The 23,265-nt window shown below is 60.4% G+C and carries 12 protein-coding genes; 3 read left to right on the forward strand and 9 right to left on the reverse strand.

Annotated features, from left to right (window positions below; genetic code table 11):
• Window positions 1–44 precede the first annotated feature (44 nt).
• Genes NFG57_RS19770 through NFG57_RS19780 form a run of 3 tightly spaced genes read left to right on the forward strand, consistent with a single transcriptional unit; the run spans window position 45 to window position 10,500 of the window.
• Window positions 45–1,658, forward strand: coding sequence for an LTA synthase family protein (locus NFG57_RS19770; RefSeq protein ID WP_348815019.1), 1,614 nt, complete (start codon window positions 45–47; stop codon window positions 1,656–1,658).
• On the forward strand, window positions 1,655–9,160 hold the full coding sequence (locus NFG57_RS19775) for an SDR family NAD(P)-dependent oxidoreductase (protein WP_348815020.1): 7,506 nt from the start codon (window positions 1,655–1,657) through the stop codon (window positions 9,158–9,160). Before NFG57_RS19770 ends, NFG57_RS19775 begins: the two co-directional genes overlap by 4 nt.
• Window positions 9,157–10,500, forward strand: coding sequence for an aminotransferase class I/II-fold pyridoxal phosphate-dependent enzyme (locus NFG57_RS19780; protein WP_287163906.1), 1,344 nt, complete (start codon window positions 9,157–9,159; stop codon window positions 10,498–10,500). The genes NFG57_RS19775 and NFG57_RS19780 overlap by 4 nt, the downstream gene beginning before the upstream one ends.
• A gap of 406 nt (window positions 10,501–10,906) precedes the next feature.
• On the opposite strand, the gene NFG57_RS19785 is transcribed toward NFG57_RS19780, so the two are convergent.
• From NFG57_RS19785 to rfbA, 9 genes are all read right to left on the reverse strand, one after another.
• Window positions 10,907–11,770 carry a glycosyltransferase gene (locus NFG57_RS19785; protein ID WP_348815021.1) on the reverse strand — a complete coding sequence of 288 codons (864 nt, stop codon included), beginning with the start codon at window positions 11,768–11,770 and terminating at the stop codon, window positions 10,907–10,909.
• Window positions 11,771–11,971: 201 nt separating this feature from the next.
• Window positions 11,972–14,287: a glycosyltransferase gene (locus NFG57_RS19790; protein WP_287163904.1), complete on the reverse strand. Its 2,316-nt coding sequence runs from the start codon at window positions 14,285–14,287 to the stop codon at window positions 11,972–11,974.
• A 216-nt stretch (window positions 14,288–14,503) separates the two neighbouring features.
• The gene (locus NFG57_RS19795) at window positions 14,504–15,469 is read right to left on the reverse strand and encodes a sulfotransferase family 2 domain-containing protein (protein WP_045992418.1); all 966 of its coding nucleotides are present in this window, start codon (window positions 15,467–15,469) and stop codon (window positions 14,504–14,506) included.
• Between the two features lie 118 nt (window positions 15,470–15,587).
• A complete protein-coding gene (locus NFG57_RS19800) occupies window positions 15,588–16,778 on the reverse strand; it encodes a glycosyltransferase family 2 protein (RefSeq protein WP_348815022.1) in 1,191 nt (396 codons plus the stop codon).
• 2 nt (window positions 16,779–16,780) lie between these two features.
• On the reverse strand, window positions 16,781–17,707 hold the full coding sequence (locus tag NFG57_RS19805) for a sulfotransferase (RefSeq protein ID WP_348815023.1): 927 nt from the start codon (window positions 17,705–17,707) through the stop codon (window positions 16,781–16,783).
• Between the two features lie 55 nt (window positions 17,708–17,762).
• Entirely contained in the window at window positions 17,763–20,567 is a 2,805-nt protein-coding gene (locus tag NFG57_RS19810; RefSeq protein ID WP_348815024.1) for a glycosyltransferase family 2 protein, read from the reverse strand.
• A gap of 87 nt (window positions 20,568–20,654) precedes the next feature.
• Window positions 20,655–21,674, reverse strand: coding sequence for an IS30 family transposase (locus NFG57_RS19815; RefSeq protein ID WP_348815025.1), 1,020 nt, complete (start codon window positions 21,672–21,674; stop codon window positions 20,655–20,657).
• Between the two features lie 102 nt (window positions 21,675–21,776).
• The gene (gene rfbC / locus NFG57_RS19820) at window positions 21,777–22,319 is read right to left on the reverse strand and encodes a dTDP-4-dehydrorhamnose 3,5-epimerase (RefSeq protein WP_348815026.1); all 543 of its coding nucleotides are present in this window, start codon (window positions 22,317–22,319) and stop codon (window positions 21,777–21,779) included.
• A gap of 30 nt (window positions 22,320–22,349) precedes the next feature.
• On the reverse strand, window positions 22,350–23,237 hold the full coding sequence (rfbA, locus tag NFG57_RS19825; RefSeq protein ID WP_108132084.1) for a glucose-1-phosphate thymidylyltransferase RfbA: 888 nt from the start codon (window positions 23,235–23,237) through the stop codon (window positions 22,350–22,352).
• Between the last annotated feature and the right edge of the window lie 28 nt (window positions 23,238–23,265).

Raw genomic sequence — 23,265 nt, forward strand, 5'->3', positions numbered from 1 at the left:
GTCGTAGCTGCTCGGCTCGCTGACCCGCTTCTTTCTGACCGCCGATGCTGACGTGGATCGCGTCCCGAGACCTGGCGTTCATCCTGTGCGTACTGGGACTCCCCCTCGGCACGGGACTCAGCCTCGCCATGGACGCCATAGGCTGTCGAGGCTTGGGCAACTGGCGCGACCGCCCTCTGGCCCCCTGGCTGGTCCATGCAGGCACCTGGGGGCTGTGCTACGTACTAGCCGTAGCGGTGCTGCAACGAGGTGCGCTGGCCCTGGCCACGGTGCTTACCCTGCAATGGGTGGTGCAGCGCAGCCATCAGGCGAAGTGGCAGAGCCTGAAGGAGCCCTTCCTGGTGCAGGACTTCGAGTACTTCCTCGATGCCATCCGACATCCAAGGCTCTACCTGCCGTTCTTCGGTATCGGCCTGGCCCTGGGTGCCAGCCTCGCCGCCCTGATGGCGGTGTCGGTCTTCGTCTTCCTCGAACCCTGGCTGCTGGATCAGCTCTCCCTATCCTCCATGGCGCTGCTGCTGGGCGGCCTGGCACTGGGGCCAGCCATTGCTCTGGGGCTTGGCCTGCGGCGACTCCCGGCAGCCTCCCTGGTTCCGTGCCAAGACCACCACCACCTGGGACTGTGGAGCTGCTTCTGGGCCTACGCTCGCTTCCCCGATACTCCCATCGACACCACCCAGGCTCCAGCGCTCCTGCGCCAACCGCCATCACCAGTCTCCCAGGAGTCACTGCCACACCTGGTGATTGTCCAGGGCGAGTCGTTCTTCGATCCACGCCCCTGGTACGACCAGATACCCCGGGATGTGCTCGCCCACTGGGATCGCCTGAACGAACAGTCCATCACCCACGGCTACCTCAAGGTGCCGGCCTGGGGCGCCAACACCATACGCAGCGAAACGGCCTTTCTGTGCGGGCTGGACGAGGATGCTCTGGGCATGCATCGCTTCAATCCCTATCGTCAGCTGTCCCGCCAGCCGGTTCCCAGCCTGGCCAGTGCCTGCGCCCACCTGGGTTACCGCACACTGGTGCTGCACCCCTACCCCGCTGACTTCTACCAGCGCGACCAGGTCATGCCTCGGCTGGGATTTCAGGCATTCGAGGACATCGAAAGCTTCAGGCATTGCCGTCGAGATGGCCCCTTCATCGCCGACGTCGAGCTCGCCAGGCGCGTCACACGAGCCCTGGATGATCCAGACCCGCGCCCACTGATGGTGTTCGTGATCACCATGGAAAGCCATGGCCCCTTTCTGCTGGAGCCAGCGCCCGATCCACTGCGCTGGCTCGCTGCCGACGCCTCGCGCCCCATGGCCGTGACCCACGAACTCGATATCTATCTCCATCACCTGGCCAATACCGACGCCATGCTCGGCGCCCTGGCGGCGACCCTCACCAGGCAATCGCGCCCGGGCCTGTTGTGCGCCTATGGCGACCACGTCCCTATCCTGTCTCCCAGCTATCGCTGGCACGGAGAGCCCGATGGAACAACGCCGTTCATGATCTGGAGCAACCGCCCCCAGACCACACGACGGCCGGAGCCACCGTCCGACCTGTCGCAACTGGCCGAAGCACTGCTCCACTCCATCGGGTGCCAGACCACGACCGTCGCCACAGGCTCCCTCGGGCGCTCCCTCCACCGCCATTGCAAGGAACCGCTATGACCAGGCGCGTCGCCATCATCGGAAACGCTACCCGCTTTCCTGGAGTCCCCGGAGAAACCCTGTGGCAGAGCCTGCTGGCGGGGCGGGATCTGGTCACAGAGGTGCATGCATCGCGCTGGGACTGGCGCCGGTTCTATCATCCCGACCGTCGTTCGCCCGGTACCAGCGTGACCTTCGCCGCCGGATCACTCGGCGACATCGGCGGCTTCGACGCCGACTTCTTCGGAATTTCTCCCAGGGAAGCGGCGACCATGGATCCCCAGCAGCGCCTGCTGCTGGAGCTGACCTGGGAAGCGCTCGAGCACGCGGGCGTCCCCCCCTCGCGCCTGCGCGGTAGCCGCTGCGGGGTCTATATCGGCATCTCCAGTCCTGACTTCGCCTATCGGCATACCGCCGACCTGGCCTCTCTGGGCAATCTGTTCGCCACCGGCAACACCTTCAGCATCGCCGCCAATCGATTGTCTTACGTGTTCGATCTCAAGGGACCCAGCATGGCCATCGACACGGCCTGCTCGTCTTCCCTGGTAGCCTTTCATCAGGCCTGTCAGGCCATTCGCGCCGGTGAATGCGACACCGCCCTGACCGGCGGCGTCAGCCTGCACCTGCATCCCTTCGGCTTCGTCGCCTTCTCCAAGGCCGGCATGCTGTCGCCGCGAGGCCGTTGTCGCGTGTTCAGCGAAGACGCGGACGGCTACGTGCGCTCGGAAGGGGCCGGCATCTTCGTGCTCAAGGCGCTCGATCAGGCGCTCGCGGACGGCGACCCCATCCTCGCCGAAGTCGCCGCCAGCGGCACCAATACCGACGGACACAAGTCAGGACTCACGGTACCCAGCGCTCAGGCTCAGGCCCAACTGTTGACCGAGGTCTACGCCCGGGCGGGGATCGATCCCGACGGACTGGACTACCTGGAAGCCCATGGGACCGGCACCGCCGTCGGAGATCCCATCGAAGTCACCGCCATCGGCCAGGCCCTTGGGCGACATCGTCACCACCCATTGCCGATCGGCTCGGTCAAGAGCAACATCGGCCACCTGGAGACAGCGGCCGGCATCGCCGGACTCTACAAGGCGCTGGGTTGCCTGACCCAGCGCTTCGTCCCCGCCACCATCGGTGTCGATCGCCTCAATCCTGAGCTGCACCTCGACGAGGCCAATGTGGACGTGGTGCTGACACCGCGGACGCTCCCCGAAAGCGGCCCCTTAACCGTCGGTATCAACAGCTTCGGTTTCGGGGGGGCCAACGCCCACGTAGTGCTGACCACGCCGCCGCCACCGTCACTGGTGCGATCGCGACCGACGCCACGAGTCTCTTTCGAGCAGCCGCTACCGCTGCTTGTCTCGGCCCACGACGAGGAAGCGCTGGCTGCACTGGCAAGTCGGCTAAGCGACCACCTCGAAACGCACCAGCCAGCCCTCGATGCCCTGACCTGGACCCTGGTTCACCACCGCGAGCGCCTTGACGAACAGGCGCTGACCCTGGTGCGGGACCATGACGAGGCCAAGGCGGCCCTGGACTCGCTGAAGGACACGACGACCGCTCCCCACAGCAGCGCCCCCAGGGTGTGGCGCCAGCGACGCCTGGATGCGCCCCAGGGGCCGGTATTCGTCTACACCGGCAATGGGTGCCAATGGTTTGGCATGGGGCGTGACCTGCTCTCGACCAGTCCCACCTTCGCCGATACCGTCGCGCGGGTGGATGAGCACTTCCTGCCCATCGCCGGCTTCTCGTTGCTCGAGGTACTGGCCAGCAGCGATGATCCGGCCCTGCTCGAAGACACCGTGGTGGCCCAACCGGCGCTATTTGCGATTCAGGTCGGGATCACCGCCTGGCTTGACGAGGCGGGGATCACGCCCACCGCGGTGGTCGGTCACAGCGTCGGTGAGGTCGCGGCGGGCTGGGCCTGCGGCGCACTATCACTGGCTGAGGCGGTGACCGTGATTGCCCACCGCAGCCGCCTGCAGGGCAAGATCCGTCATCAGGGAGGCATGACCGCGGTGTCCTGCTCCGCTGACACCATCGCCACCTGGCTCGCACAGCCACGCTTCGCCGAGATTTCCCTGGCCGGGGACAACAGCGAAGGGAATGTCACGCTGGCGGGACCGTTGCCGGCGCTGGCCGAACTGGAAGACGCCTTGCGGGCCGCGGGCCATCGATACCTTCGCCTGGCGTTGGACTACCCATTCCACAGCCCACTGCTGGATGGCTTGAAGACCCCGCTGCTCGAGGCGCTTGCCGATCTGGACGGATCAATTCCACGCTTGCCGATGATCTCCACCGTCGAGGGTGGCGAGACCCACCGCCCCCTCGGCGCTGACTACTGGTGGCAAAACCTGCGGGCGCCTGTGCGCTTTCGCCAGGCCATCGAGTCGCTGATCGATCGCGGTGACTCGGTGCTGGTGGAAATCGGCGCCCATCCATTGTTGAAGCGATACATCGAGGAGCAGTGTCGCCTGCGGGGGCATCAGGTCCTGCATATCGCTACCCTGACACGCCAGGGCCGGGCCCTGGACGAACTCACCGAAGCACGGGCGCGTCTGTGGCTCAGTGGAGCCCTGGATGGCTTTTCCCCCTGGTTCGAACGGCCCCTTACCCCCATCGAACTCCCCGCCTACCCCTGGCAACGTCGCCACCACTGGACCCGCCCGAGTGGCCTGGGCCACAACCCGCTGGAGCAGCGTGACGAACATCCCCTGCTGGGTGCTCGCCAGGCCCCGGACGAGTCGACGTGGATCCAGCGTCTGAGTGTTGCCACGCAGCCCGCTCTCGCGGACCACCGGGTCGGGGAGACACCGGTGCTGGCCGCAGCGGCGCACGTCGAGATGGTACTGGCTGCCGCCATCACTTCGTCGCCAGACACCACCTTCGAAATCAACGACCTGGAGATCCTGGCGCCGCTGGTACTGGACGCCTCTGTGGGCAAGCTGGCGCGGCTCACCCTGGCCGATCAGGGGCGTGTTCAGTTGACGGTACGCGACCTCGACCCGGCAGCCGCCTGGCAGTTACACCTCAGCGCCCGCCTGGCCCCTGCCTGCCAGGGCAGTCTGCTGCGTTCGGCCCCTCCGCTTGAGCCGGCCAGTGAGGAGCACCTGGATGGCGAGACCTGGCTGGATAAAAAGGCCTGCATAAACAGCGACGCCCACCTGGCGCTCGCCAGGTCGATGGGGCTCGACTACCGCGGCGAGTACCGTAGCCTGGGCCGGATCTGGTGCCAGGACGATGAAGCCATCGGCGAGTTCACCGTCAGTGAAGACACTCCTTGCTGGTGGTTGCCACCCGGTCTGCTCGATGGCGCCCTGCAACTGTGCCTGCCACTGATGAACAACGCTCAGACGCCGCCGACGCAGGGCTACCTGCCCGTGCGCCTGTCGCGCATGCAGTTCGACAAGGACGGCGGTCGACCGACCCACGCCCGCGCCGTCATTACGCGACGCTCACCACACTCCTTCACCGCCGACCTTTGGCTGTACCGCAAGCATCGTTGCGTTGCTGCCCTCGAGGAGGTCCGCTTCGCGACAACGCCACTAGCCCTGCCAACCTCCTCGTCCACCGAGTGGCTGACCACCCGCCTGACCCCGGCGCCACTGGTACCTACCCCCTTGGGCGAAGAAGGCAGGCGACTGGCCAATGCCCTTGCCGGCATCATGTCAGGCCCAGTGGGGCGCGACCTGGAGGAGCTCAGCCTGCTGTTCGAGCGTCTCAACGTTGCCTGGCTCGAGGAGGCCTTCGTCGCCGCTCGGCCCGATATCGAAGGCGACGGCCTCGGCAATAATGAACTCTACCGTCGACTTCTGGCTCAGTACCCGACAGACGCGACAGTGACCTCCTCGGAGGTGCAAGCGTCTCCTGCGGCGGTCGATATCTGGCGCCTGCTGCTGGCGGAGTACCCTCGGCAGTTCCCTCTGCTTGGCTCACTCGGGCGTTTTGGCCTGCATCTTCCCGGCCTGCTGGAGGGCTCGGTCGAGCACATCGAAGGGCTGACCCTCGACGCCGCTTCGCTGATCCCGGAAGCGTTGTGGCAGGCCCTGCACGACGAGGTTCTCGCCAGCGTTTCCCGGATCCTGTCGACGCTACCCTCGGCACAACGGCTGCATCTGGTCGAGGCGGGATGCGCGGCGCCTCGGTTGGGCGAGGCGTTGAGCCAGACACTGGACCCCGATCGCCTCATGGTGGACATCCTGCCCCCAAATGATGGCTCCAGCCAACGCACCCAACCGCTGATCGAAGCGTCCAACGGTGCCGCATCGCTGCCCCCCTTCCATACCGCCCCCGGCGCCCAGCTGGCCTGGGTGGTGAGCACACCGACGGATCTCGAGGTCAGCATCGAGGCAATCGACAAGGCCACGGCGCGCCTGGCACCGCACGGGCAACTGCTGATACTGGTCCTGCCCCCTACAGGGTGGTGGCGAGCGCTGGGCTCCCTGCGTCCTGACGCCAGACCGGCCACTGTCGAGGCGATCTGCCACCACCTGAGCCAGGCCGGGTTCAGCGTCGAGGCGCGTCCCCCGACAGAGGCCTCCCATCTTCCGACTCTGCTGAGTGCCGTGCCCTCGGCAAGCGCTCGCCCCACCACCGAGACCGGTTCGGACGAGCCTCTTGCACAGCGCGACGCAGCCACCTTGCTGGTGGTGGATGCTGCCAGTCGTGCTCTGGGTGAGCGGCTTGTACAACACATGCCCCCGGGTGCTACCCGCTGCGTGACATACAATGATCTCGAGTTGACGCTTGCCGCCCCGTCCTCGCTTGCGGAGGTCACCTCAGCGCGCGCCTCGAACGCGCAGCAAGCGCCGAGTGCCCGGAAAGTGGTCGCCCCGCAAGTTGTCGACCTGCGAGCCGCCGTACCGTCTCGGCAGACAGGCGGTGACCTCGAGACCCACCAGGCGGGCCTGGATGCCCTTGAGCGACTGGGTGACTGGGCAAGGACATTGGCGGATCGCCACGGGACGCTGGTCGTGGTGACTCGCGATGTCGCCGCGCTGTTCGGCGCTGATACCCCCGATATCGACCTGTACCAGGCTGGCTTGTGGGGGGGCTGTCGCTCCCTCGACAACGAACTGCCGAACACCCGCGTACGGCTGGTCGACCTGGCCTCGGGAGAAGCGGCGTTGGTGGCCTTGGCGCAGGATCTGCATCACGACGATGGCGAGGATGAGGTGGTCATCGACCACCACGGACATCGCCGGGCACTGCGCGTGCGTCCTGTCGCCGACACACCGCCAGCGCTCACACCACCCCCCACGCCAGACCGAGTAGCGTCCAGGGTGACCCTGGAAATCGCTCATCCCGGTCAGCTCTCGCGCCTGCAGTGGCGAGCCCACCCGGCACGGTCGACGCTCGCCAAGGACCAGGTCCGAGTAAGGGTCCTGGGCACGGGTCTGAACTTCCGTGACGTCATGTATGCTCTCGGCGTGCTCACCGATGAGGCGCTCGAGCAGGGCTTTTCCGGCGCCACCCTGGGGCTCGAGTTCTCCGGTATCGTCGAGGCGCTGGGCGAAGGGGTCACCCAGTTCGATATTGGTGACCCGGTGGTCGGGCTGGGGTCGGCCTGTTTCTCTAACCATCTGGTGGTCGAGGCCGACTCGCTGGCCAGGGTGCCGACAGGTCTCGACCCGGTGGCCGCTGCCGGGTTGCCCACGGCGTTTCTCACCGCCTGGTACAGCCTCGAGCATCTGGCTCGGCTATCGCCCGGGGAACGGGTGCTGATACACGGCGCTGCCGGCGGTGTCGGTCTGGCTGCCGTACAGTTGGCCCGGTGGCGAGGGGCTGAAGTGCTGGCCACCGCCAGCAGCCCGCACAAGCGTGATCTGCTGACACTGCTGGGTGCCGAACGCTGCTACGACTCACGCAGCCTGGCCTTCGCCGAACAGATCCTCGCAGACACCGATGGCCAGGGTGTCGATGTGGTGCTCAACTCCCTGTCCGGCGACGCCATCCATCAGAACCTGCGTGTGCTGGCGCCTTTCGGGCGCTTTCTCGAGCTTGGCAAGCGAGACTTCTACCAGGATACCCCGATGGGGCTGCGCCCCTTCCGTCACAACCTGAGCTACTTCGGCATCGACTCCGATCAACTGCTGTCACATCGTCCCGCGCTCGCCCGCCAACTGTTCCGACAGGTCATGGACCGTTTTGCCGAGGGCGCCTTCAGCGCCCTGCCCTATACCACCTTCACGACCACCAGAGTGGTCGAGGCCTTCCGCCATATGCAGCAGGCGCGGCATATCGGCAAGATCATCGTGACGCACCCTTCAGCCGCTGCCAGTCCGTCTCCTGACACACTCCGCACAGGCTCAGCCTCCAAGACCACCATGCACCCGCATGGCGGTCCGAGAAACACCACCAATAGCTCTACCAATCCGGCTTGCATGGCGCTGGATACCGAAGGCTGTTACCTGGTGAGCGGTGGGTTGTCCGGCCTGGGCCTGGCCAGTGCAGAGCGACTGGTGAGGCGCGGCGCTCGCCATCTGCTGCTGCTGAGTCGCTCGGGCGTCAGCAGCCCGGAGGCCAGTGCCGCTATCGCCGCCATGGAAAGACAGGGCGTCACGGTAGAAGCGCCAGCGCTGGACGTCACCGATGAGCAGGCCCTGGCTGGACTGATCGAGGAATGCGGTTCCCGGCGCCCACCGCTACGTGGCGTCATTCACGCCGCCGCCGTCATCGAAGACGGCCTCGCGCGACAGCTGACTCGCGAGCAGCTGGACGCGGTACTCGGCCCCAAGCTGTTGGGCGCCATCCTGCTGGACCGCCTGACCCGCCATCACGACCTGCAGCACTTTGTGCTCTACTCCTCGGCCACCACCCTGTTCGGAAGCCCCGGGCAGTCCGCCTATGTGGCGGCCAACCTTGGCCTGGAAGCGCTGGCCGTGCGGCGCCGTCAGGCGGGGAAACCCGCCACCTGCCTGAGCCTGGGCATCATCGAGGACACCGGCTTTCTGGCTCGTCACCAGACCAAGCGTCAGGCCCTGTCCCAGCGTATGGGAGGTGGGCAGCTGAGCGCAGAGCAGGCGCTGGACGCGCTGGAACGAGCACTCGCGGCAGGCGTCAGCAACGCCGCCGTCATCGGTGCCATCGACCATGGCTTCATCCAGCGGCGCTTTATCGAGTTGCGCCAGAACTCCGGTGAAGCGGACCGCCAGGCAAGTAGCAACGACGACCTCGATCTATCGGCGCTCGATGAATCGTCCCGCCGCAAGGCCGTCGAAGCCATCCTGCGTCGACAGTTGGCGAGCATCCTGATGCTGGACCCGGAACGCATCGACAGTGGGCGCAGGCTCTCCGAGTTCGGCTTCGATTCGCTGATGGCCGTCGAGCTGGTATCGGCCATCGAGACCCGGCTTGGCGTGAAGGTGTCCGCATTGGCCCTCGCCGACGCCGCGACCCTGCATCGCACCACCCTGTTGATCTGCGACCTGCTGGAAAGCCCTGAGCTCGATGCAACCGACGAACACGCTGCGCTGGCCTACCGCCACGCAGTCTCCCCTCCTGCTCCTGCACGGGAGGTGACATGAATCCTGATGACCGGAAGGCATTGAAAGACCGCCTGCTCAACCAGGCCAGGGCGATCGACAGCGCTCGTCATGCCCAGGCAACGCCCATCGACCGCGCTGTTTCAACCTCAGAGCACTACCCGCTGACCGAAACACTCGTCACAACCACCGACTTCCGCAGCCTCGAAGGCTATCGCCGCATCGCCATGATGAGGACGCTAGGGGACTCCCTCGGTATCACCAGCCCCTTCTTTCGCTGTCATCAGCGTAGGGCGGGGGCTACCAGCCGACTCGGCGATCAGGACGTCATCAACTTTGCAAACTACGACTATCTCGGCCTGGCCGGCGATCGACGTGTCCTGGACGCCACCCATCAGGCGATCGAGTACTACGGCACCTCGGTATCGGCCAGTCGCATTGTCGCCGGCGAACGCCCCTTTCACGGGGCCCTGGAGCGTGAGCTGGCGCACTGCTACCAAAGTGACGATGCGCTCGCCTTCGTCAGCGGCCACGCTACCAATGTCTCCACCATCGCCATGCTGGTGGGCACCAGGGACCTGATCATCCACGACAGCCTGATCCACAACAGTGTGGTGGTGGGCGCCAGCGTATCCGGCGCCACTCGCATGAGTTTCCCCCACAACGATGCCCAAGCCCTGGATCGTCTGCTGTTCGACCATCGCGATCGCTTCGAGCGCGTACTGGTGGTAATCGAAGGCCACTACAGCATGGACGGTGACACCCCGGACCTGGCACGTTTCGTTGAGGTGAAGCGCAGGCACCACTGCTGGCTGATGGTGGATGAAGCCCACTCGCTTGGCGTGTTGGGGGCAACCGGGTTAGGTCTTCACCAGCATTGCCGAGTGGCTCCGGGAGATGTGGACATCTGGATGGGCACCCTGAGCAAATCCCTTGCCTCCTGCGGAGGCTATATCGCCGGGTGCCAAGCACTGGTGGATACGCTGCGCTACCTTGCGCCAGGGTTTCTCTACAGCGTCGGGCTGGCACCGCAACTGGCCGCACCAGCACGCCGCGCTCTGCAAGTGCTGCAGGAAGAACCCTGGCGAACCGCCAGGCTGACGCAGAACGCTCGACGTCTGCTGGACGGTATCCAGTCCCTGGGGCTGAATACCGGCAGCAGCGAGGGACATGCCATCGTGCCACTTATTCTCGGCAGCTCCGCCAGGGCAGCCAAGCTGTCCCATGCGTTGCTGGCGGCGGGTATCAATGTGCAACCCATCCTGCACCCTGCAGTGCCAGAACGTAGCGCTCGGCTGCGCTTCTTTGTCAGCTGCGAGCACCAGCCGGACCAGATCGATCAGACCCTGTCGGCCCTGGAAAGGCTGATCAACTCAGATTAACGCTACGGCTCGTCTGAAAAGTGCCTGCGCTCGGTAATACGGCGTTAAAAATCGTCTGGTACGCCAGACCGGTCAAAATACTCATTTACACCCCGTAAACTGTGCTTTCTCACCGATTTTTTCCTTGTCTAACCTTCGCTCGTCGACTTTTCGGACAGAGCCTAGACTCCCTTGCAGGCAGTCCAACCTCCAAGGCGGATAGCGAGCGGCGGCCAAGGATGGGGAGAGGGAATAGGGATAGGGATAGAGATAGGTACCAAACTTCAATGAAATAACAGGAAGCAGGGCTAGATAAGGAAGAGAGAGGAAGAAAGGAAGTTAGGAAGGAAGGGAGAGGAAGGAGAAAAGGAAGCACCAATCACTGTTGTCTATACAGCATCTGCTCCCTTTGAAACTGTTGTCTGTTTCAGCACTGACGCTCACTCCAGAAGGCATGGTGGTGGGCCGCACTGCCGATATCCCGGGCCTTTTCCAACGCCCGTTGGGCCATGCGATGGGTTTCCCGTGGAGACGCCAGCAACCGGACGAGGCAGCGCTGCCAATCCGCGGGATCATCATCGACCAGCAGTCCATCTTCCCCGTCGCTCACGATATTGCTGTAGGGGGCACGCCTGCTGAAGAGACCCACACCACCCATGGCGGCAATCTCCAGAAACTTGATATGGGACTTGGCAGTGTTGAACGTTGTCGGCCACAAGGGAGCCAGCCCCAGATGCAACCGCGATCCTTTCAAGTGCCTCAGATAGGTATGCCAGGCCATGGGGGCGAGCGCGCCCACACGATCATGCTCACGCAAGGATTGCGGAGTGTAGCGCCCCATTGCCACTTCCAGCATCAAACCAGAGTGGGCCTCGAGAACGCTGACCAGTGCCGAGCTGATTTGCTCCAGATCCCGCCGGTGGGCCCGCGTACCGTGGTAACCCAATCGCCATCCCGTCGATGTTGCCTCGGGGGTGGCCATCTCCGGGGAAAAAAGCAGCGCAGGGGCCAGCGTCACCACCCGGGAGTGGCGCGGCCTGATTCGTGCCGCCAGCTCCTCGTTTGGTACGACGACTTCGTCGGCCAGGGCCAGTAGCCTGGGCATAATCCGGCGCGACACCCACCCCATACGCTCACGATAGCCCGTCGGTAAGCCAGGATCCCTGGCGGCAGCATCAAGATCATCATCCAGCAGGTAATGCACGCTGGCGACCTGAGCTCGTCGCGTCTCCAGCAGATCGATCCAGGCTTCGGATAGGCTTCGACAAACGATGATCTGTGCCCCGGACAAGGTGCGATCCAGCCAGGGCCAGCACAGCAAAGGAGACGCCCACCGACGGGTATCAAGGCGAGTCACTGTCGCACCTGCATAGCGAAGCCAGGGCGCAGCCGTCGCCATGAAGTAGATGTCCTCGGTGGGCAGAGCCCCATCACTCAGCAACAGCCAGCGAGAACCACAAATGCCAGAACCCCGGGCCATGGTGAACGCCTCTCAACGCAGAGAAAAATCCTCGTGAACCAGCGTCAGATTGGGGTTGTAGGCCGGATCCCGATCAAGCTGCTCACCCCAGGTGTGGCGCATGTAGAGTACCTCTCCGATGGCCCTGGCTCGCTTGCTGGCATTGTCATCGGCACCACGCGACTCGGATTCGTGGTGATAGAGTTCGGCGTCGGGCGTCCATACGTTTCGATAACCCGCCTCCCGAACCTTTAGACACAGGTCCACATCATTGAAAGCGATCGGCAAATCTCGCGCGTTGAGGCCGCCCACCTGCCGATAGAGCGCCTTGCGTATCAACAAGCAGGCACCGGTCACCGCAGAGTAATTCTGCGCTAGCGCCAGGCGAGAAAAATACCCGTTGGCATGGCGGTTGAAATACTTGTGAGCGTGGCCCGCAACGCCCCCGATACCCAACACGACACCGGCGTGCTGGATGGTATCGTTGGGATAATAGAGCTTGGCGCCGACACAACCGATGTCCGGCCGCACGACGTGCCGCACCATTTCCTCGAGCCACTCTTCGTTGATGGGTTCAATATCGTTATTGATAAGTCCGAGCACATCACCCCGTGCGTGATACGCTCCGAAATTGTTGATGCCGGAATAGTTGAAGCGATGGTTCCAGGCCAGAATCCTGACCCGGGGGTCTCCCTTGCCGATCTCGGCCAGATAAGCCAGTGTCTCCTCGCATCGCGTCCCGTTGTCGAGGATCAGCACCTCAAGCCTGGAATAGCGGGTACGAGACAGGATCGCATCGACGCATGGTGCCAACAGATCGACACGATCACGCGTAGGGATCATCAGGCTAACCAGCGGGAGCGGAACCGGCAGAGGCCAGCGGACACGATAGGTATTGGGCAGGCGCCCAAGCTCGACGGTGGCACCGGGACTGCTTCGTGCCAGATGGTCGGCGACCGCTCGCAGTCCTGCACGGGACGTATAATCCTTGGCGTTGCTGGTCATCGCCGTGGAGCCAGGACTGACACGCCAATGATAGAGAATCCTGGGAATATGGACGATGCGATCAGGCTCTGTGTGGGCACAGACTCTCAGGGCTAGATCATGGTCCTGGCTGCCCTCCAGCCCCTTGCGGAAGCCTCCCAGTTGCCGTACCAGCGCGGTGTCGAAGACACTCAAGTGCGCCATGTAGTTCTGGGCCAGCAGCAGATCAGGATTGAAGCAGGGCTTGAAGTGAGGTTCGCAGCGCACACCACGCTGATCCACCTTGTCTTCGTCGCTGTACACCAGTACCGGTCGTGGTGAGCGACTCAGCGCCTCGGCGACATAGCTCAAGGCACACGGAGTCAGCAGGTCATCATGGTCCAGTAGCGCCACGTAGGGCCCAGCGGCCATGCTCAAGGCCGCGTTGGAGGCCTCACAGACATGGCCATTAGTTTTCTGGCGACGCAGAACTATTCGAGAATCGCGAGCCTCAAATTGCTCCAGCAACGCTATGACTTCGCGGTTTCTGGAGGCGTCATCAACGATACAGAGTTGCCAATGATCATAGTCCTGGCGAAGCACAGACTCGAGACAGTCTTTCAGATGTTCCGGCGCAGGATCATGTACCGGCAGCAAGATCGACACAATCGGCCTGAACGTATTCATCCTGGCTTCAACTGCGGTGTCCACACATGACTGTGCAGCTCGCTCGGCAGTAGCACAACGACGCTCAAGCGCCAGGCTACGGCGGCGTTCATCCTTGCCTCGCCACCCGTCAAGCCCACCACGAATCTCGTCCAGCTCAGCTCTTCTATTCCTGGAACGCCACCCACCTTCGAGCGCCGAGACCATAGAGGTCTTGTCGCAATCATCCGAACTACTATCCGAACTACTATCTGAACTGCTATCCGAATTCTTATCCCATCCGCGCTCACGCAGCCATTGCACATAGCTTCGTCCCGAGCAGAATCGTTCGAACGTTTCCTCGTAGTCCGACAGGGCAAGGTCGCGCCAACAGGTGCCGTCCTGGAGGGCGCGGTGGCGAAGCACTCCCAGCACTTCCTGCTTCGACACATCACGCCAGCGATGGTGCATATTGACCAGACGCTGGCTCAGGCGATCATGCGCGAACCAGGGGGAGAGCCAGACGACGCGAAAGTGGCGGATCACAAAGTATCCCGGCGACTCCATCGGGTCGAATCTCAACCGGCGCAGTCGCCGCTTCACGTAGATCAACCGCTTGGTAATACGTCCACCCTTGAGCGGAAGGGTCAACGACTCGTCTTCACTGAAGCCTTCCCCCGTATCGAAGTAAAGCCTTACAGCAACGCTATGCTGGTCGTGGTCCAGGTCCAGCTCCACCATATGCCAGCCAGGCAACGGTAGGTGCCGACACAGCAGGAACTGGGGGTCTTCATCCAGTGACTCCCACTCCCAGTCCCCTCCACTCGCCTGCTGTCTCAGGCCATGATGAGGCTGCCAGTGTCGCTGAGGCTGAACGACCAGGTGGCACAGATCGAGAAGACCTTTCAGCCACGACCGTGTTCCGCCACCTCGATTGGCACCTTCCATACCCGCCGCTCAGTTGCTGGCCACAGCGACTCGACGCGGCCCCGGCGGGAACCATTGTCCGGTCTCGGCAACACGACACTGGACCCTGTCACCCGCAGACAGATTCACCTTCAGCTGGAAGCCGACATAGCCGCCACGGGGAAGCTTCAAGCGAGCCATGGACGGACGGAGCTGGGTGGCCGACACAGTGTCGCGATGTTCGTCATTGACCCAGACTTCGACGTCCACCGGGGTATCAGCACCACCTTCCCACCAGGCCCACCCCCCCACCCGCTCGGCATCGAACTGCGTCAGTCGAGCGTGAGCAAAGGGGAGATTGTCGCGATAGAGCTGGATGCGCGATTCGAATAGCTTGCGACAACGCTCGTAGAGCGCCAGATCCAGCGGGTTGAGTTTGCGGAACTCCTGTTCATCCTCTGGCGCGATGTCATGCAATTCGCCCACCTGCGGCTTTCCCCGGTTGTCCTCACGCTGGGCGATATCGATGCCAAAGCGAGCATTGATCAACTCCAGGCTCTCCGAGTAACGTTCGGTCAAGCCGACCATCCCGATTGCCTCGACATCGACCCCCTTGAAGATGCTCGACTGGCGATCAAGCATCAGAGGAATCTTCATGAAGTCGCGGAAGCTGCCCTTGTACTGATGAATCCGCTGAAAGTGCGAATACTCGGAAGCCGCCCGCTGCAACGGTTCGCGAACAAAGGTCACCGCGCGATCGACGCCGCACAGCGGGACATACTTGGCCGCGGTGACGTGTCCTGCCAGCATCATCGCCTGGTTGTCCAGGCTCCTGCGATACAGGCGCCAAGGATCGGGGGACTCGCCATACATGCACTCGCGTGTCAGGACGCTGGTCTGAGATGCATCCTGGCCGTAGTCATAGACGATCTTGTCGAAGCCAAAGGCGCGCTCAGCACCGTGACGAAAACTGGTTCCCGCCGTCTTGGGTATATGTACGAAAAACAAGGGTTTCATGGTGGAGTCTCCTGACAAAAGCGCCGCAGGAATCAGTCCTGCGGCGCGGCGTGGCAAAAGGGATAGGGGAAGACGACACGGGATCCGGTGGCGGAGCCACCTCCACACTCCAGACGCGTCACGATGTGCCGACAACAAGATCACTCCCCCCCACCAGCACTGAAGCATTGGCATGGAGAGAAACGGTCACATGATCGCCTTCTTTCAAAGGCGCCGGATGCAGCCAGCGAAACCCGCAATAACCATCCACGGATTTGCCGGAACGTCGTAGATCGGGTCGATAGAACCCCACCCTTGCACGCCCCGCGTGAACACCATTGACGAAGATGTTCACTGCCAGACCACTGGCCTTGCCGTTGCGGTCCGTCACCCAACCACAGACTGCGTTGGCGTCAAAATGATCGATGGCTCCCACCAAAGGGCGATCTAGCACGGTGTGCTCTGCCAGACGCTGTTTCAGCGCCGACATCTCCCGAGCCAGGCGGGCAAGCTTGCCGGCCTGGAACTCATGAGCAACGTCGTTGATGTCGTAACGTCCGAAATATGCCTCGCCCTTGTCGAAGTTGGCGCCTCGCGTAGCACTCCCCCTCAATCGCTTGCGCGAGAACTCCTCACGCGACTTCACCGCGTAATGGTGAACCCGAAGCGGTCCCTGATGGATCGACCGCGTACGCCCACCACGTGGGTCCGACTCACCACTGCCGTCCGGCGAGCCAACGAAGTCCTCGATCACGTCCCCTGTGGCATCGACATATTTCCAGGCCGATACCAGGGTAGAGGAATGACAATAGGGCGCCTTGACATGGTCGACGCGTACCAGGCTCTTGGTGTGACAATCTGCGCTCGCGCCTTGTGCAGTGCCACAACGGGTGAAACGTTGCAGTACCGGTTCAGATCGCGCCTCTTCAAGCCCCGAGGAGCCGAAGCATTTCCAGTTCACGCTGACGCTTCCCACATCACCCGACGCCACCAGCCTTTCCAGCTCGCGACATTCCTCACCGTGACGCTGGCTTTCGTGCACAAGAAACTCATCGGCATCGAGAAACATGACGTAGTCATGCTTTCCCAGAGCCAGCCCAAGGATGCGACGATAGGCCAACTGCTGCGACCTGCGCTCAAGCACCGGCTGGTACAGCAGGCTGACCTCTCCCAGATCTGCCAGCGCTTCGAGCAAAGAGCGGGTGCCGTCGTCGGAACCGTTGTCGGCCAGAATGACATGCCCAAACCCGGCAAGCCGATGCCAAGCTACCCACTCGACAAGGTAATCCACCTCATTGCGGACGATACCGGCAACACAGAACTTCGCCATCTCTAGCCCACCCTGACCGGAGAATTGCCAAGATCGACAACGTCGTTCACTACTCTGGCTCTGACACTGGCGTCCTCGCTCAAGCTTTCACCGGCAGGAAGGGTGAAGGTGAAGCCACATGGCTCGTTCGCGGGAGCACCGCCACCGGGGTTCGGTTCGTTCGCCACCACCACACCCACGGACCGGTCATCAACAAAAACTTCTACCTCAGCATGCTGTTTCTTGTGTACATAGCGCGCCCAACCGCTGACACGTCGTGAATCACATGAAAGAAGTCTTCCCTGTGACTTGGTGATCCGGGTTGCCTCTATATAGTCTTCTGGTTCAGGATCGATAAAGGCCAGTGCCGTCTGGTGTTCCTCCTGCGAGGGAGAAATTCCGCAAAAGGACTCGAGAGTGGAAAGAAAGGCTTCGGGATAAGCACTGGCCTTTTCGTAGGAGACGAGCATGGCACGCGGAGACTTCTGCCTGACAAAGCGAAGCGTCTTTCTATACTGTGACAGCGCTCTGTCCATGCCCTCGGTAATTTCGGCCAACATGGAAATAGAATTCCGCTGCGCTATTGAAAGAATATCCTTGTAGATAAACACATACCTGGCATTCGGCAATAGAGCGTCTACTTCATCCAGATGGTCGATGATGGAAGGTCGCTTCCAGCCCCAGCGGGTGTACCTGGTCTGGTACTCCTTCACAATCAAACCTGTCTGAGCCATGTCCTGCTTTTCGAAAGCCTCGGAAAGTCTGACGTCTTCGTACACAGGGTGTGAGGCACGGTCGCCCATGAAGACGCCAAGCTTGGCCAACACGCCAGCGACCATCGAGGTCCCGCCTCGCGCGGTTCCAATGACGATGATAGGAGATGGCATCTTGTCATCCTGGTCCCCTATGACCACGACTCCCTTGTTGATCAAGGCATCATTCTTGGGCATGTCCCCTCCTGGGATACGTAGTTTCTCCGAATACGACGACCCATCAAGAAAGCCATCAACGACCTCCGATGGAGAAGTCTTCTCGGCTTCTTGTGAGGCAAGGGCTGTAGCTGGGGTCGTGTTCGATTATTTTTCCCCAGGCCTTCTGCATGTAATCTATCTCGGTGTTGAATCTGGCAACTTTTTCTGGGTTATCTTCTGCTCCACGACTGATGGATTCGTGGTGATACAATTCAGCGTATGGGGTCCAGATATTACGATACCCGGCATCGAGCACCTTCAGGCAGAAATCAACGTCATTGAAAGCGACCTTGAGGTCCTGTTCGTTCAGGCCTCCGACTTCCTCATACACCGACTTTCTCACGAGCAGACACGCCGCTGTCACGGCAGATACAGACTGGACCACCTTCAAACGGTTGAAATAACCGCCGGACTCTCGAGGAAAGTGCTTGTGAGAGTGCCCTGCTACTCCGCCAAGCCCAACGATGACGCCTGCGTGCTGAATGGTGTCATTCCCATAGTATAGTTTTGCGCCGACACAGCCGACATCCTCGCGACAGGCATGAGAAACCATCTCCCGGAGCCAGTCTCCATTGATCACTTCAACATCATTATTTACCAAACCAATGATGCTTCCCTTGGCATGCTCTGCACCAAAATTATTGATAGCTGAGTAGTTGAAAGGGTGGTCGTACCTGAGAACGCTTACCCTGGAGTCTTCAGCCTGAATTTTTTCAAAAAATTCATGCGTCTCAGGCTCTACACTGCCATTATCAAGGAGAATAATCTCGTAGTCTGTATAACGTGACTTCTCCAGGATGCTGCGCACTGCCAGCTCTGTGACGTCCTTCTTGTCTCTCGTAGGAATCAACATGCTCACCAACGGTGCCGGCTCAGGAATAGGCCAACGCACACGATAGGTATTTCCCACAATCCCCTGCTCTACGATCGCACGCCCATCTGCTATTCCTTCAATATGGTCTTTCAGCGCCTTTACACCAGCTGAGGTCGTGTAATCCTTGCCCTCTTCAGCCAGTGCTGTCGAACCCTCGATAGCGCGCCAGTGATAGAGAACTCTGGGAACGTGGGAAATTGAGCCAGCGGTCAGGTGTGGTATGCAACGCAGCACCAGATCATAGTCTTGCGATCCCTCTACCCCGACTCGAAAACCCCCAATTTTCTCGATCAACGAGCGTCGATATACGCCCAGATGAGAAACATAGTTTTGCGAATAGAGAAGGTCGATGTTCCAGTCTGGCTTGAAGTGAGGCTCGCAGCGCATGCCCTGAACATCGATCTTGTCTTCATCACTGTAGATCAACTGGGCATCGGGATTCTTTTCCAGCTCTTTTGCAATAAAGTACAACGCATCTCTGGCCAATTCATCATCGTGATCGAGCAATGCCAGATAGTCACCAGTGGCCATCGACAGGGCGTCATTAGTTGTCTTGGAAATATGCCCATTATCCGGCCGAAAATGTATTTTTACGCGTTTATCTTTGCTGGCATAGTGCCTGAGTACTTTTTCGACATGTGGTGATGGAGAGGCATCATCCACAAGGCAAAGCTCCCAGTGGGGATAAGACTGTGCGATGACCGAGTCGATGCAAGCTTTCAGAAGCGTTTCATCGGTATTGTAAACCGGCACCAACACCGAAATTAATGCAGGACTCTCAAGGCCCTCAAGATAGCTGCGGATGGTTTCAGAGCTCGGCAGGCCATTGACTTCTACCTCATCTATCCATTTCTGGTAGGAGAGTTCGGCCTCGTTGACAATAAAGGTTTCCGCGTACCCTTCGAGAAGGCGGGTCTCGCGTGCGGCGTCGTCCTCGGCATCCGCCAACTCGGCTTTCTTTGCCGTCCCGTCACCTTCATCCGTTTCCGGAGCAGATCTACCCACTCCCGCAAGGACCTCGGCCTTTTTCAAGTCCATGTACTCAGGAGCAGTCTCGACAAGACGCCCGGCAATCGCATCCCAAGCCTCTTCGGCATCGACATTGTCGATGCATAGTCGCTCCAGACGGAAGCTTCCTTCCCGCTCCCATGGGTCAAAGCGTATGTTGACAATACTTCGCTCAAGCTGAATCACCCTTGTCGCCAGTTTCCCTGACTGGAAGGGTATGGGATAGGCGTGAGTTTCACTGAAGCCCTCTCCGTGATCGATATATAGCTTGGCGACCTGGTGCTGATACTCGCCACTGAGAACAAATTCGATACGACACCACCCAGGCTCGATGACTCGACCTCGGCGATGACGAACGACGAAGGCCGGATCGGTACCGTGGGAACGCCAATGGAACTCCCCTTCCAGGCGGCGCTCGAGCTGCTGGGCAGCGGCAAGCGTAAATTCACAGCCTTCGCAGCACTTCAGATATCCATCCAGCCCCGACCAGGGGTGCGGAATCTGTGGCGTCTCGATCTTTTTCAGCACCGGATCCTCCAACCGGAACTCTCCAGGTCGAGTCATCGGGTCCAGCCGCAATGCCTGTGTTCCCATCGGCAAGTAAATGACCAGGCTCTGGTGGCCGCTCTTTTCCACATGACGGGCCCACACGATATCTGCCTGGAAACCATCGCCATAATCAATATAGAGACACTGATCCACTGCCTGAGTCGCCGAAAAGTCGTATTCGAGGCTGAACCATCCACCTTGGCGAAGCACAGCGGGATTGATCGGGGTGAGCAGGAACTGTGGATCTCCACCGCGAGATACCCAGACCACCTTGTTATTGCGGGTCATCAGCTCCAGTTCATGGATCGGCAGCAAGTCCATGCGGGAGCATTTTTTGATGTACTTGTGATACAACCCACCGAGATCTCGCAGCGGTTTGGTCGCTCGCCAACTGAAGGAAGTCTGCATTCGCCTCAGGCGTGCCGACAACGCCAGTGTAGCCAAGTGTGGTGATTGCGAAGAGGGAGGGGGCGGTCTCAACCTACAAGCGCAACACTATTGGAGTGCCGGAGATCCGGGCACTGACTTCTGGAGAACCTCCGCGTATACCTCCAGAGGCGTCTTGGCGTTCAACGTCTCTCTAGGCCTGGTATTGAGTGAGTCTGCGATCTCATCGAGCTCCTCCTGGGTGTAGGTCGATAGGTCCGTTCCTTTGGGCAGATACTGTCGAAGCAGACCATTGGTATTCTCGTTAGACCCACGTTGCCACGGGCTGTGTGGATCGGCGAAGTAGATGGCTGTCCCGGTACGTTGGGTTATTTCGGCATGCTTGACCATCTCGCTCCCTTGGTCGTAGGTCATCGACAGCCGTAGTGAGCGTGGAACACGGTTCAATTTGTCACTAAAGCCGACCATCGCATCCGTCGCGGTCGTACCGTCCATTTTCACCAGTATGACGAAGCGTGTCGTGCGCTCAACCAACGTGCCTACGGCAGAACGGTTGCTGGCCCCCATGATGAGGTCGCCTTCCCAATGCCCGGGCATCAACCGATCTTCGATCTCAGGCGGCCGGAGATGAATACTGACCAAGTCAGGAGTTTGGCGGCGACGATCCTTGCCACGACTGCGTGGACGCCGCTTTCCCTTCCCCTGCCGAAGGCAAGCAATGAGCTCTTTTTTCAGCGAGCCTCGGGGCATCACATAGAGCGCGTTGTAGATGGCCTCGTGGGAGACCTGACGTGTAGGGTCATTTGGATACATGCGCTTCAGTGTGATGGCTATCTGCCTAGGAGACCAGTACTTGCGCAACAGGTAGGTCACCAGATCGAAGAGAGGCGTACCAAGGCGCAACTTAGATTGTCGTCGTGCTCGATGTCGCGTCAGCGTGGCCCTGAAACCCGCCAGACTGGCGTCGTAGCCAGCATGAGAAGGTACCGCATGCCGAGCCAGTTCTCGAGAAATCGTGCTGGCAGCTCTCCCAAGGAACTTGGCGATGGAGCGTATCGAGTGACCTTCACGCATCAGCATGATGGTGGCACGTTCTTCAGTAGTAAGGTGGTGGTAGCAATGAGTCATAGCGATAGCGTACCTGATCGATCAGGTGTTGCACTTGCTCATTGAGACCGCCGGGCCACTTCTTGGTTCATGTTCTACCACGTCTACTTCCTCAGGCAATTACTAGTAGCCAGGAGCCTCGACAAACGACATCCCTCGAGCATCCTTATCGGAAACTCGTGGCTCAATGTTGTCCAATGGCCAGTCGATTGACAGGATAGTATCTGCCCAGTGCACCGACATTTCGTCTGAAGGCGCGTAATAGTCAGTACACTTGTATACAAACTCGGCATCGTCACTGGTAACGTAGAAACCATGTGCAAATCCAGGTGGTACCCAGAGCATCTGTCGGTTGTCTTCGTTCAAGAAAACGCCTACCCACTTACCATAGGTGGCACTGGACGTTCGCATATCGACGGCTACGTCGAATACCTCTCCCCTGATTACTCTCACCAGCTTTCCCTGGGGATGCTTCAGCTGATAATGCAGTCCCCTGAGTATCGATCGACTCGACCTACTATGGTTGTCCTGAACAAACTTGTGTTCACCACAGACTTCATCAAATGTTTCCTGGCGAAAGGTTTCCATAAAGAAACCTCTTTCGTCACCGAACACTTTTGGCGTAAATAGCACGACATCAGGAATAGCCAGCCTTTCAACTTTCATGCACGTCACCTCCACCATCAGGTAGCCTTGTCACTGACCAACAGCCTTCGCGGCCAGAAGCTGTAGCAGGTATTCCCCGTATCCTGTCTTGGAAAGGCTGTTTGCCTGTGAAAGCAGGAACTCGTCACTGATCCAGCCTTGAGTCCAGGCAATCTCTTCCAGACAGGCTATCTTCAGCCCCTGTCGATGTTCGACTGTCTGCACGTACTGCGCTGCCTCAAGTAAACTGTCATGAGTACCTGTATCCAACCAGGCAAATCCTCTCCCCAAACGCTCTACGTGAAGTTCACCACGGTGTAGATATTCATTGTTGATCGAGGTTATCTCCAACTCTCCCCGAGCCGATGGCTTGACGCTCCGCGCGATGTCCACCACGGAGTTGTCATAAAAGTACAAGCCCGTCACCGCATAGGATGACTTTGGTTTTTTGGGCTTTTCCTCAATAGAGACCGCACGCCCTTTCTCATCAAACTCGACAACACCAAAGCGTTCCGGGTCTTTGACGAAATAGCCGAACACTGTGGCACCTCGAGCCTGGTCGGAGGCTCTCAGAAGTTGCTCGGAAAAGTGTTGTCCGTGGAAGATATTATCGCCAAGGACGAGACAGACAGGAGAATCACCAATAAACTTCTCGCCGATAATAAAAGCCTGGGCCAGTCCCTCTGGCTTTGGCTGCTCTGCGTAGGACAAGGAAACACCAAATTGGTCACCGGTACCGAGCAACTGACGGTAGACCGGTAGATCATCCGGTGTAGATATCACCAGTATTTCTCTTATTCCTGCCAACATTAGCACCGAGAGCGGATAGTAGATCATCGGCTTGTCGTAGACAGGGAGAAGCTGTTTTGAGACCCCATGGGTAATGGGGTGAAGTCTCGTACCGGAGCCTCCGGCAAGGATGATTCCCTTCCGATTCATGGCGGTAACCTCTAGTTTTCGGACAACG

The organism is Halomonas sp. H10-59 (assembly GCF_040070555.1).
GTDB classification, from domain to species: domain Bacteria; phylum Pseudomonadota; class Gammaproteobacteria; order Pseudomonadales; family Halomonadaceae; genus Halomonas; species Halomonas litopenaei.